Here is a 12,888-nt window from a genome sequence, read left to right as displayed (position 1 = left end):
AGTGTGGTCGCACACTCTAAAAACGTAATGAGTGGATGAAAATGACGAAACAATTACAGGATGTGGTTGAGGATGTGAATGCTATCCCGTTAGAGAAATTGAACCCTGCACGCCGCGATCGCTTCGTGAATGCCACAGAATTACCGGTATTCGAGCGTCTGCGACGTGAAGACCCGGTTCATTTCACACCCGAAAGTGAGTTTGGGCCGTACTGGTCAGTGACCCTGTGGGACGATATTCGCGCCGTTGGTAATAACTACCGTGATTTCACTTCTACCCAGAATATCGACCTGAAGACTATTGAAGAGAAAGATAAACTTGAAGCGGCCATGCAGGCACTCGGCCATGAGCGGCGCAAGAATATCGGTTTTCTTACGATGGACCCGCCTGAGCATACCAAACACCGCAAGGCCGTTACCCCAGCGGTTGCACCCTCAAGCCTGTCGAAAATGGCCCCGATTATGCGCGAGCGGGCGGGCATCATTCTCGATAGTTTACCGACAGGCGAGCCCTTTGACTGGGTAGACCGGGTATCCAAAGAGATGACCGCAGCGGTGCTGGCAACGTTGCTTGATTTTCCGTTTGAAGCGCGCCGCAAGCTGACCTATTGGTCTGACGTACTGATGTTCGAGCCGGGACATGGCCCGGTCACAAGCTGGGAGCAAAAAGCCGAAGAGACGATTAAATGCTATCAGGTGTTTGAAGAACTCTGGGAAAAACGCCGCAATGCACCGCCAGGCTATGACCTTCTTTCAATACTGGCGCATCACCCGGATACGCGCGAGATGACCCTGGAGCAGTACCGTGGCACCATCGTATTGCTGATTATTGGCGGTAACGACACCACGCGTAACACCATTTCAAGCAGCCTGTATTTGCTCAATAAATACCCGGACGAATTTGCCAAGCTCCGGGCCAATCCGCAACTGGTGATGCCGATGGTATCGGAAACGCTGCGCTTTCATCCGCCGGTGAATTTTATGAGCCGTGTTGCCACTCATGATGTTGAATTGCATGGTAAAACCATCAAGAAAGGCGATCGCGTGGTGATGTGGTATACCTCCGGCAACCGCGATGCGCTGGCCATTGAAGAACCGGATACCTTTAGCATTGACCGCGAGCGTGCCCGTCGTCATCTCTCCTTTGGCGTCGGTATCCATACCTGCATTGGCAGCCGACTGGCTGAAATGCAATTAACGATTATCTGGGAAGAGATCCTTAAACGTTTTTCCAGAATCGAGGTGCTGGAGGAGCCGGAGCGCAATTACTCTAACTTTTTGCATGGTTTTGACAGCCTGAACGTCATCATCCACAAAGACTGAGTCTCCGGGGCAATATATTACCGTGAATATATTGCCGTGCCGCTGGAGCAATCAATAAGGGATGAACTGTGCCATTGAGGGTGTGGAGTCAGCGCGATGTGGCTGGAAAATAAAAGGGTGTCATCAGCCGATATTGCGGTAACGACGATAAAGGTGCGTCGCGGCCGCTTTATTAATAATAACTATATGGTGCTTAATCGCAGCACCGGGCAGGCATTGTTGGTTGATCCGGCATGGGACGTTGACCGGCTGGAAAGCGCGCTTGGTCATGCCAGGGCGCAACTGGCCGGAATATTGATAACCCATGCTCACCCTGACCATATTGATCTCGCGGGATACCTGGCTGACAAGCATGGCTGCCCGGTATGGCTGTCGCGCACGGAGGCGGCGTGTTCCGGTTTCACCACGCCGGCGGCGCGTTTGTTTGATGAACAGGCCTGGCATGTCGCGGGGATGCGGGTTCGCCCGATAATCACGCCGGGCCATACGCCGGGGAGTGTGTGTTATTGGGTGGGCGAGCATCTTTTTACTGGCGATACGTTATTTATTGAAGGCTGTGGGCTGTGTGCCAGTCATGATGATGCGGCACACTTATTTTCGAGTCTTGAACGCCTGAAGGTTATTTTACCTGGAAAGGTTCGTATTTATCCTGGGCATAGTTATCGGTATCAACCGGGTTTAACGTTTGAAGAGGTATTTCGTTATAACATTTATTTGTCTTTCGATAATCAGGAATTGTTTACAAACTTTCGTATGAGAAAAGGCCAAAATGAATCCGCATGGATGGCTTTTTCATAGAAAATTAACACCTGGAGTTGCTCGGATTTTATGAAGGAAAAGATGTTTAAATCTGGCGGCGATGGATAGATATCTCTTATTTTTACCGATGGCTGCTTATAGGGCGCACAGTGTATGGGAATAAGTCACTGTTAGCATGAGGCGGATATGTTCATGTCAGGAAGGGAGGCTCGTGAATATGCAAGATGAAAACTATTCAAGCGATTATGTCAATACGGCAGACGCATACCTAATAGAGAATGATATCGGGGAGACGACATTACCGAAACTGTATATGGATGACCTTAAGGTCGGCCAGGTTTTTTATAGTTCGGAGTATTACGTCAGCGCCGAGGAAATCACAGAGTTTTCAACCCGGTATGACCCGCAACCTTTTCACATGGATGATAGACTGGCAAAAGACTCTATCTTCAGGGGGCTGGCGGCAAGCGGCTGGCATACGGTCAGTATTACCATGAATCTGCTGGTAAAGTGTTTACCGCTGGCGCATGGCATTATCGGCAAAGGCGTGGAAAATATTACCTGGCCCCGACCGACCCGGCCCGGTGATGTATTGCGAATAAAAGCAAAGATTATTGATATCGATATTTCTCCCGCCAGACCAGACAGAGCTTTGATGCGTATTCATATTTCCACCATAGGTCAGGACAATAAAATACGACAGGAGTTACTCGGTAAGCTCCTTATCTTTAAGGGATGTGCGGTATCGAAGGCGATGTAGCACGCCACCGTAATGAAACAGTATGATGAGAAGGTTCATCGATATTTACTGTTTACATCACGGTCGGTTTCCCATTACTACAGACATTAAGGGATCAACTCTTGTCACCTGAAATCGATAATGAAAAATCCAATGCCTTATTACAAGGCTCGATATTACGCTCACTGGCCAAAATAGGTGTGCCGGTTATTTTGGCCAATCTTTTACAGTCAGGATACATCATGATTGATGCATTCTGGGTCGGGCGTTTGGGGGACAAAGCCGTGGCGGCGATATCGGTGAGTCAGCCCATCATCTTCCTGGCGTTTGCTTTAGGGATTGGGCTGAGTGTGGCGGGCACGACGCTGGTGGCACAATGTATCGGCGCTCGCTTATATCAGCGGGCAAACGATATTGCCGCCCAGGTGTTTACGCTGTCGCTGCTGTTTGCCATCCCGGTTACGGTGGCGGGGTATGTCTTCGCCCCCTGGATGTTACACGCGCTGGGTACGCAGAATGAGGTGTTTCCCTACGCGCTCGGCTTTTTGCGCGTCATCATCAGCGGCATGGTATTTACCTTTGGTTTTTCCATGTTGCAGTCGTTGATGAGAGGCGCAGGCGAGGTACGTATTCCGTTATTGATTACGCTGGGTACGCTGATTCTCAATGCCATCATGGATCCGCTGTTTATCTTCGGTTACGGCATGATTCCTGCCTTTGGCGTAGCCGGGGCGGCGATCGCCACGGTGATAAATCAGGGCATTGCGATGGTGGCGGGGTTACTGGTATTACGCTTGGGTCGCGTGGGCCTTAAGATCTCTTTTCGGGCAATGAAACCCAAAATGGAGAGGGTGAAATCCGTTGTTCGCTTAGGCATGCCCGCCTCCATTGAGCTCTGTGCACACGCTCTGGGCGCGAGCGGCATGATGACACTGGTGACCAGCCTTGGCACCGACGTTACCGCCGCATACGGTGTGGTGATTAATATCAATGCGCTGGTGATTGTGCCCGCGATAGGGATGTCAATTGCCACCGCGACGCTGGTGGGACAAAATGTCGGGGCCGGACAATCTGAACGCGCGCGGGCGATTGGCCGGCTCAGTGGTGCGATTTCGTTTCTGATACTGACCGCCATTGGCCTGCTGGGGGTTGTGTTTAGCCCTTATATCATCGGCACGTTTGCCCCCGACCTGCCGATGGTGATTATTCACGGAACGCATTTCTTCCACCTGATTGCCCCCAGCTATGGGTTAATTGGCTTGCAGATGGCGTTAAACGGCGCGTTTCGCGCCACAGGGCGCACCATGACGACAATGACGCTGGCGCTGGTTTCGCAGTGGCTGATTCAAATTCCGCTGGCGTGGGGGTTATCTCACTATACGTCGCTTGGCGTGTCCGGTTTGTGGTGGGCGTTTCCCATCACTAACCTGCTCATGGCGGCGCTGACAATCATGTTCTTTGAGCGTATTGACTGGCAACGCTCAAGGTTAATGCATTCGCCGGGTGCTACTGCGCAAAAACAACCCGATACTGTCTGATAGCCGAAGAGCATACCGCGCGTCATGCCCGGCCGGTGTGAAACTACCGGTACGCATTGCATGGGGACATCACCGCCGCAGGGAGGATGTCGGTATGCTTCTCGCTTTTCTTGCAAGACTTTTCACGCGGTTGCTGCGTTATTGTAACGTGGCGGGATAAAGATATTGATTACCTTCGCATTTTCATCGCTATTATTTACGGCGCTATGAAGTTCATTTTCAAGGCAAAAGTATGATTTGCCAAAGGTCATGGTCGTATTCATACCTTCAATGGTCATGTTATATTCGCCATCAAGACAGACCCCTATTTGTTCCTGCTTATGGCTGTGCTCTGGCATCATCCCGCCATTACAAGGTATGTTGACTAACATTATCTGCGCCCAATTGGCGTGAAAGAATTGAGCATCCATAACATCCATTAATTTTTCTTCTTTATGTAGGGTCTTAAAAAACCGATTCGCTAAAGAATAATCTTCACCTTCTTTGAACCTTTTAATATCGATGGCCACCACTTCCTCATCAGTCCTGTTTTCACCGCCATGTAATATATCTGGTGGTGAAACATAAATGGATTCCAGGGCAGACATAACCCTGGATTCGTCGCCAACCCTCATGTAAAGCTCGCCTTTGAGGATCATGCCAATTTGGGCTTGCTGATGGCTATGGACTTGTACCCTTGTTTTCGGTGGGATATAGCTGATTAAAATCTCGGTATCGCCACGGCGTGTACTATATTGGCGTATGCCATTTTCCCATTCAATCAGGGTGGGTTCAGGAAAAAATTCCTTTTTCATATGTAGCATCCTTTCGGGTTATTCGTTAATAAATGGTGGCGAATTTATACTCTGCCAAAGAGTGACCAGCTCATTGAAATTTTTTTAAACTCATACACAAATTTCAGACCAAATTTTTTCACGGCCTCTTCATTGGTGATCGCTAAATTGAACTCACCATTAGAAATCAATTCCGCCGCCTTGCTGGTGGAGTTGACGAGATGAAAATGTGTTTTTTTTCCCAGATAATTAGTGACTAATTCCAGAGGTGCGGAATGACTTACTATGACCTGTTCCTCTAAATCTTTGTTTTCAAATAAATAATCTTGTCTTACCGCGACGCCATACATCGGTGTGTCACATTGAAATATTTCTATCAGAGAGATAAGCGGATGCATATAAAAATCATTTATTTTTTTATAAGCATGAGGGCAAATGATATAATTTATTGAACCATCAAGCAGTTTTTCTTTGGCTTCTTCGAAAGTGTCATAGAGCGTTATTTCACATTTCGTATTATTGCTTTCCAAATGATTTTTTATGAATTTCTTAGCGACATATTCACTACTTGTTCCTGCCGGGCCGAGTGTACCAAGGCGGATGTGTAAATCACGAATGCTATTAATCCGATCGCTGACAATAAGCATGATAATAGATCCCTTCCATGAGACAGTAATGTAAGCATGATTTATAAACCTAATAGCATGAAATCACTATCATTGTTAATCTATTAAGTCAATGATGGAATTTTAACAATTAATTAAGTCTCGTAGTTGTAATTTATTATTTGTAATTGTAAGTGACCTTCTCTCAAAACCAATACCGTGCTAAATCAGAAATCTTCGTCTTTTATCTGACGCCAGATAAATTAATCCGGGGTTATATCAATTTAATGATGAGTGTGTTCTTTGATAATGAGGGCGTTCTTTGATAATGAGAGTGTTCTTTGATGGTGAGGATGTTCTTTGACGATGGTATTCCCCGCGCCAGCGATCGCGTTTCGTCCGTGCATCGTCTCTGACAGCAACCCGTGAATATTGCGCTATTCATCTCGCAGGCGGCTGTTAAATACCTCAATAAATGGGGTGGGGCGGTTTTTCAGGCCGGGAGAAATCCCGTTTTACCTCATGTGCGTATGCCCGGTTATCCCGATTTTTCTAAAATAGCGGCACTACCCTGCCTATCCCTGATCCGCATCGGCAAAGGCCTCGACAGCGGCTTTCGGGGCGCTGTCGAGACCGGTGAACACCAACGAAGTCAGGCCATGCAGTCTTGAGCGCATCAGACCTGATGGTGCCTGCTGGATGACCGCTTTACCGCTGTTTTTCAATTCACATTCTTCAATCCGCCTGCCAGCGGCGAAACAGCACACTGGCATTGACGCCGCCGAAGCCAAACCCGTTCGACAGCGCGTACTGTATCGGCATGGTTCGTGCGTGCGCAGCCACCAGATTCAGGCCACTGGCTAAGGCATCCGGGTGATGGAGGTTGAGGGTCGGGGGCACAATTTGATCGCGCAGCGCCAGCACGGTGAAGATCGCTTCAATGCCGCCCGCCGCCCCCAGTAAATGTCCGGTGCCGGACTTGGTTGAGGTAATCGCGACGCGGGATTGGGCACCGAAGACAGCGCGAATCGCACTCAGCTCTGCGCGATCGCCAACCTGCGTCGAGGTGGCATGTGCGTTGATGTGCTGAACATCGTCGGGGGTGATGCCTGCCTGCGATAGTGCCTGTTGTATAGCACGTTGAGCGCCCTCGCCATCTTCCGGGCCCGCAGTTAAATGGTAGGCATCGGCGCTGGTACCATAACCGACCAGTTCCGCCAGCGGGTGTGCGCCGCGTGCCAACGCATGCTCAAGGGATTCGATGACCAGCAGGCCTGCGCCTTCGGCCATGACAAATCCGTCTCTATCTCTGTCAAACGGGCGAGAAGCCTGCTCTGGCCTGTCGTTGAAGGCGGTTGAGAGTGCCCGTGCCGCGGCAAAGCTCCCGAGGGTGGTGCGGTGTAGCGCGGCTTCGGTGCCACCGCACAGGGCGATGTCTGCTTCACCGCTGCGTATTAACCGTGCCGCATCGCCAATAGCCTGCACACCGGCGGCGCAGGCTGTCACCGGTGCGCCGAGCGGCCCTTTGAAACCATACGCGATAGACACATTGCCTGCCGCCATGTTGGCAAGAAAGGACGGAGCGGTAAACGGCGACAGCCGACGCGGCCCGCGTGTGTCGGTCGTGCGCACCGCCTCGGCGATGGCCCCAAATCCGCCGACGCCAGAAGCAATGATGGTGGCCGTACGCTGCCGCTGGTACTCTTCGTCTGGCATCCATCCCGCCTGAGAGAGCGCCTCTTTTGCTGCCGTTAACGCAAACTCAATGAAACGATCCATTTTCTTACGTTCTTTGGGCGCAACAATGTCCTCTGCGCTATAGCCCGCCTGCGGATCGTTGTGACGGTCTGGCACCTGCCCGCCAATCAATACCCCGGTTCCCTCGGTAAATTCGGCAGGCAGTGTGCGAATCCCCGATTGCCCGGCCAGCAGACGGGACCACACGATGTCGCTGTCACAACCCAGTGGCCCGACAATACCGGTTCCTGTTACTACGATTCGTATCGAGTTTCCCGTACTCATGGCATCTTTACCTCTAACAGACTGATTAGGCGGCTAACCCGATGGTTAATTGAGCCCGAAGGTTTTACGTAAACTGGCATCAACCGGCCCGGCAGGCATGAAGCGGCGCAGTTTGCGCAACAACGAGGCCTGCCCTGACGGTGTGCGGCGCATCTGCCACGGCCCCAGCGCGGCATCGATAATCGTGGCCACGACTCCTTGTGGGTCAGGGGCGTTTTTCACGCTGTTGACTATCGCATGCGAGGCCAGCTCCCGCTCACGATCGTAACTGTCGATTCTGGCGCTGGTCTGCGGGGCATTGATATCCAGATTGGTTCGGGTGAAAGAGGGCTCAACCAGCGTGACGCGAATACCAAACTGGCGTACTTCGTGATCCAGACTTTCGGTTAGCCCTTCCACGGCGTGCTTGGAGGCGGAATACAACCCCATATAAGGCGCTGGCAGGAAACCGAGCACCGAACTGACATTGACTATCCGCCCGCGACCCTGCGCCCGCATCTGCGGCAGCACCGCCTGTACGGTGCGTAAAATACTGAACACGTTGGTATCAAACAGGGCGTGGGCCTCTGCCGGTGACGTTTCTTCTACTGCGCCGATCAGGCTTGTTCCTGCATTATTAATAAGCACATCAATGCGTTGAGCACGTTCAACGATAGACTGAATACCACGCAGTACCGAATCATCCTCGCGCACATCCATTTCGATAAGCGCCACGCCGGGCAACGGGCTGGCCGTATTAAGGTTGCGCACGGTGCCGAAGACCACGCAGCCCTGGCTGGCAAAGGCTTTTGCTACGGCACGTCCTATACCTGACGACACACCGGTGACGACGACAACGTTGGGTTTTGACATCACAAGTCCTCTTAAATCAGATGAATAGTGTCAAATGGCTCAAGGGTGACGGGTCACCTTGATTTTGAACCAGATGGCATACATGGCGGGCAGGAACACCAGCGTCAGGACAGTTCCGGCCAGCGTGCCGCCAATCAGCGTGTAAGCCAGCGTTCCCCAAAACACCGAATGGGTGAGCGGGATGAACGCCAGAATCGCCGCCAGCGCTGTCAGGATAACCGGTCTGGCCCGCTGCACGGTGGCCTCGACGACCGCCCGGAACGGGTCTAACCCGGCCTGTTCGTTGTGATGAATTTGCCCAATCAGGATCAGCGTGTTGCGCATCAAAATCCCCGATAACGCGATCAGGCCAACCAGCGCGTTGATGCCAAACGGCTGCTGGAAAAGCAGCAGGGTCGGCACCACGCCTATCAACCCCAGCGGGCTGGTGGCGAACACCATCACCATCGCCGCAATCGAGCGCACCTGCAAAATGATGATGAGCAGCGTGAGGGCTATCATGATAGGGAAAAGCGGCAGCATGGCTTTGGTCGCCTTGGCTGATTCTTCGATCGAGCCTGCCTGTTCTATGTGGTAGCCTGCCGGCAGACGCGCGATGACAGGTTGCAACTGCGTCATGATAGCGGTGGAAACGTCCGGCGGTTGCAGCCCGTCGGCGATGTCGCCGCGCACCGTGATGGTTGGCGTGCGGTCGCGGCGTCGCAGGATGGGGTCTTCCATGCGCACATCGACCGTGCCGACCTGAGACAGCGAAATGCGCTGCCCTGCCGTACCGACCAGGGTAAAGTCGGCGATTTTTGCCGGATCAAGACGGATGTCACCCGCCGCGCGGCCTGCCACCTGCACCGAACGAATATCCTCGCGCACCTCGGTAATCGGTACGCCGCTGAGCAGGAACTGCAACTGTAAGGACACCGAACTGGAGGTCAGCCCCACCGCCTGTAACCGGTCCTGATTAAGGGTGAAATGTAAGGTCGGTACGCGCGGCCCCCAGTCGGTGTTGACGGTGCGCATCATCGGGCTGGCATGCATCACCGCCCTGACGTCATCGGCGATGGTACGCAGCGTGTCCGGGTCTGGCCCGGTGATACGGTAGGCCACAGGAAACGGCGAAGGCGGGCCGAACACAATCTGAGTCACGCGTACTTGTGCCTCGGGTGCCAGTCCCCCGGCCACCGCCTCGCGCAATTTCAATTTGAGGGCGTCGCGCTCTTTGTCATTGCCTGCCAGTACCACGATTTTGGCAAACGACGGATCGGGTAATTCAGGTGCCATTGCCAGAAAGAAACGCGGCGCGCCCTGGCCGATATAGGCCGTTACGATACGGGCTTCTGGCTGTTTTGCCAGCCAGGCCTCGACCTTCGCGGTGGCGTTGCTGGTTTGCCCAATGGCGGTGCCATAGGGCATTTGTACTTCAACCAGCACTTCCGGGCGGTCAGAGGTCGGGAAGAACTGCTTTTTCACCACGGACATGCCAAGCACTGACACCACGAACAGGCTGATTACCGTGCTCGCGACCAGCCACTTGCGGGCAATAACGAACTCCAGCACTCGCCGAAAGCGGTTGTAGTGGCGGGTGTTGTAGATGGCATCATGCCCGCCTTGCACTTGCTTGATTTCCGGCAGCATCTTCACCCCCAGATAAGGGGTAAACGCCACGGCCACCACCCATGAGGCAATGAGCGCGATGCCGACAATCCAGAACATGTTACTGGTGTATTCGCCTGCCGTAGAGCGGGCAAAGCCATTGGGCATAAAGCCGATGGCGGTCACCAGCGTGCCGGAGAGCATTGGGGCGGCGGTGTGGCTCCAGGCATAGGCGGATGCTTTGATGCGGCTGTAGCCCTCTTCCATTTTCACCACCATCATTTCGATGGCGATGATAGCGTCATCCACCAGCAGACCCAGCGCCAGAATCAGCGAGCCGAGCGTAATACGGTCAAAGTTCTTGCCGGTAGCCGCCATGATGATGAACACGGCCGCCAGCGTCAGCGGTACCGCGGCGGCAACCACGATACCGACCCGCCAGCCCATGCTGACAAAGCACACAATCATCACGACAAGCAGGGCGACGAAGAACTTGATCATGAATTCGTCTACCGCTGAACTGATGTTAACCGCCTGATCGGTCACTTTGGTCAGCGTCATGCCCAGAGGCAGAGTCGCATTGATGTGGATGACTTCCGCTTCAAGCGCCTTGCCAAGAGCCAGCCCGTTCCAGTCATCGCGCATCACAACGCCCAGTAACAGCGCGGGTTCGCCGTTGTTGCGTACCAGAAAGGTCGCGGGGTCTTCATAACCACGCTCAACGGTCGCCACATCCGATAACTTCAGCGTCCGGCCTTGTGCCATAACAGGGGTTTGCCGGATTTTCTCCAGATTATCGAACGCGCCATCCACGCGCACGAAGACCTGCGGCCCTTTGGTTTCAATGGAGCCCGCTGGGGTCAGCACGTTCTGGTTGTTGAGTGCAGCGAAGATGTCCTGTGGGGTCATGCCCAGCGTAGCCAGCCGGTCATGGGAGAAAGAGACGAAAATCCGCTCGGGTTGCTCCCCGATGATATTGACTTTCTTCACCCCGGCAACGTGCAGTAGCTGCTGGCGCAGCCCTTCTGCATCACGTACCAGCAGGCGCTGTGGCTCGCCTTTGGCTTTCAGCGCAAACAGCGCGAATGTCACATCCGCATATTCGTCGTTGACCATTGGGCCGATGACGCCCGCAGGCAATTTCCTCGCCTCGTCCCCAATCTTCTTACGGGCTTGATAAAACTCTTCCTGTACTTGCGACGGCGGGGTGCTGTCGAGCAGGGAAACCATCGTGAAGGCCAGACCGGGCCGGGTGTAGGTTTCCGTACGATCGTACCAGCGCAGTTCCTGCATGCGCTTTTCCAGCGGTTCGGCAACCTGCTCTTGCATCTCCTGTGCCGTTGCGCCCGGCCAGGCGGTGATGACCGTCATCTGTTTGATAGTAAACGGCGGGTCTTCCGCACGTCCGAGCTGAAAAAACGCCAGAATACCGGCAACGGAGATAAGGAAAATCAGAAACAGCGTGATGGCGCGCTCACGTACGGCGAGCGCTGACAGGTTGAAACGGCTTTCGCTCACGGACGACCTCCTGCTACAGCACTCTTGGACGCTATCTCCGCGACCCGAACAGGCTCCCCCTCATGCAACAGGTGCACACCCAGGGCGACTATCTGTTCACCTGGCTTTATCTGTCCGGTGACGCGCGCGGTGTCGTCTCCCACATTCTGAATGGCGACCGCTCGCCAGGCTACCGTGGCCGGTTCGCCGTGAATGACCCACACGCCAGGCCCTTTACCGGCATCAAACAGTGCAGCCAGAGGCACCAGCGTGCTCTCTTGCGCGGCGCGCTGTTCTTTTGGGATCTGGATGGTCACCGTGGTGCCCAGCGGTGCGTTGGCCAACTCCCCTTGCAGCACATAGCGCGCCTCAAATGTGCGTGTCAGCCTGTCTGCGGTATTGGACAGTTGCCGGAGTGTGGCCGGAATACGAGTGTCTTCTTTGCCAAAGCGCGTTGCCAGCCCTGTTGAACCGAGCGCCGGGCGCAATGTTTCCGGTAACTGGATAACCGCTTCACGCTGCCCGGCCTGAGCCAGACGAACCACGGTTTGCCCGGCATTCACTACCTGACCTGGCTCCGCCAGCGTCTCCATGACGATGCCATCGCCATCGGCGAGCAGAACCGCGTAGCGGCTGGCATTATGGGCCACCTCGGCCTGGGCTTGTGCGGCACTGAGCTGGGCTTTTGCCGCATCTGCCGCCGCTTTTACCTGGTCATAGGCAGAGGCTGATATTGCACCGGTTCCCCGCAGACCGCGATAGCGCGCTTCGTCTTCAGCGGTTTGCTGCGCCCGTGCCCGGGCGGCGGATACCGCCTCTTGCTGGGCTCGCGCGGCAAGTTCCAAATCGACAGGATCAAGGCGCATCAGGGGTTGCCCACGTTTGACCGCTTGCCCGGTATCCACCAACCGCTCCAGCACCTTGCCGGAGACTCGAAACCCTAAATCGCTCTCGATTCTGGCAGCCACGGTGCCCGTGAAAGAGAGTGATTCAATGCCCGCCTCCTGAATGATTGCGGTACGCACCAGCGGTGCCTGAGTACGTGGATCGGATGGTGCTTTTTCACCGCAAGCGGCCAGGGCAAGCGGCAATGCGCAGATGACTGCAAATGAAAGGAGGCGGCGACGAGCCATAAGATGAGTCCCCTTGATGGATTAATCAGGAGACTTATCTTTAATCATGTGACCAATTTAG

Annotated in this window: 11 protein-coding genes; 4 read left to right on the top strand and 7 right to left on the bottom strand. The window is 53.8% G+C overall.

The genetic code is table 11. The features are described from left to right. The first annotated feature begins 41 nt into the window (after positions 1–41). From solI to solL, 4 genes are all read left to right on the top strand, one after another. A complete protein-coding gene (gene solI / locus DAQ1742_RS15500) occupies positions 42–1,322 on the top strand; it encodes a solanimycin biosynthesis cytochrome P450 SolI (protein WP_035340241.1) in 1,281 nt (426 codons plus the stop codon). Between the two features lie 96 nt (positions 1,323–1,418). Continuing rightward, the gene (gene solJ, locus DAQ1742_RS15495) at positions 1,419–2,120 is read left to right on the top strand and encodes a solanimycin biosynthesis MBL-fold hydrolase SolJ (RefSeq protein WP_035340243.1); all 702 of its coding nucleotides are present in this window, start codon (positions 1,419–1,421) and stop codon (positions 2,118–2,120) included. Between the two features lie 178 nt (positions 2,121–2,298). Beyond that, positions 2,299–2,841 carry a MaoC/PaaZ C-terminal domain-containing protein gene (locus tag DAQ1742_RS15490; RefSeq protein WP_067486617.1) on the top strand — a complete coding sequence of 181 codons (543 nt, stop codon included), beginning with the start codon at positions 2,299–2,301 and terminating at the stop codon, positions 2,839–2,841. Positions 2,842–2,942: 101 nt separating this feature from the next. Further along, positions 2,943–4,358 (top strand): solanimycin export family MATE transporter SolL, encoded by a 1,416-nt coding sequence (gene solL, locus DAQ1742_RS15485; protein WP_035340245.1) that lies wholly within the window; start codon positions 2,943–2,945, stop codon positions 4,356–4,358. Positions 4,359–4,480: 122 nt separating this feature from the next. On the opposite strand, the gene DAQ1742_RS15480 is transcribed toward solL, so the two are convergent. The 7 genes from DAQ1742_RS15480 to DAQ1742_RS15450 form a co-directional block, all read right to left on the bottom strand. Continuing rightward, positions 4,481–5,152, bottom strand: coding sequence for a cupin domain-containing protein (locus tag DAQ1742_RS15480; RefSeq protein ID WP_035340247.1), 672 nt, complete (start codon positions 5,150–5,152; stop codon positions 4,481–4,483). 44 nt (positions 5,153–5,196) lie between these two features. After that, the gene (locus tag DAQ1742_RS15475; RefSeq protein WP_067486620.1) at positions 5,197–5,778 is read right to left on the bottom strand and encodes a type 2 periplasmic-binding domain-containing protein; all 582 of its coding nucleotides are present in this window, start codon (positions 5,776–5,778) and stop codon (positions 5,197–5,199) included. Positions 5,779–6,311: 533 nt separating this feature from the next. Beyond that, positions 6,312–6,461: a hypothetical protein gene (locus DAQ1742_RS15470; protein WP_158513806.1), complete on the bottom strand. Its 150-nt coding sequence runs from the start codon at positions 6,459–6,461 to the stop codon at positions 6,312–6,314. A gap of 10 nt (positions 6,462–6,471) precedes the next feature. Further along, positions 6,472–7,758: a beta-ketoacyl-ACP synthase II gene (gene fabF / locus DAQ1742_RS15465; RefSeq protein WP_035340249.1), complete on the bottom strand. Its 1,287-nt coding sequence runs from the start codon at positions 7,756–7,758 to the stop codon at positions 6,472–6,474. A gap of 45 nt (positions 7,759–7,803) precedes the next feature. Beyond that, positions 7,804–8,610: an oxidoreductase gene (locus DAQ1742_RS15460; protein WP_035340251.1), complete on the bottom strand. Its 807-nt coding sequence runs from the start codon at positions 8,608–8,610 to the stop codon at positions 7,804–7,806. Between the two features lie 39 nt (positions 8,611–8,649). Continuing rightward, positions 8,650–11,715, bottom strand: a complete 3,066-nt coding sequence (locus DAQ1742_RS15455) for an efflux RND transporter permease subunit (protein ID WP_035340254.1) — start codon at positions 11,713–11,715, stop codon at positions 8,650–8,652. Continuing rightward, positions 11,712–12,827: an efflux RND transporter periplasmic adaptor subunit gene (locus DAQ1742_RS15450; RefSeq protein WP_067486623.1), complete on the bottom strand. Its 1,116-nt coding sequence runs from the start codon at positions 12,825–12,827 to the stop codon at positions 11,712–11,714. The genes DAQ1742_RS15455 and DAQ1742_RS15450 overlap by 4 nt, the downstream gene beginning before the upstream one ends. Positions 12,828–12,888: the final 61 nt, after the last annotated feature.

The organism is Dickeya aquatica (assembly GCF_900095885.1).
Lineage (GTDB): Bacteria > Pseudomonadota > Gammaproteobacteria > Enterobacterales > Enterobacteriaceae > Dickeya > Dickeya aquatica.
The sequence above is the reverse complement of the archived record's forward strand: the minus strand, read 5'-3'. Positions and strand labels throughout refer to the sequence as shown.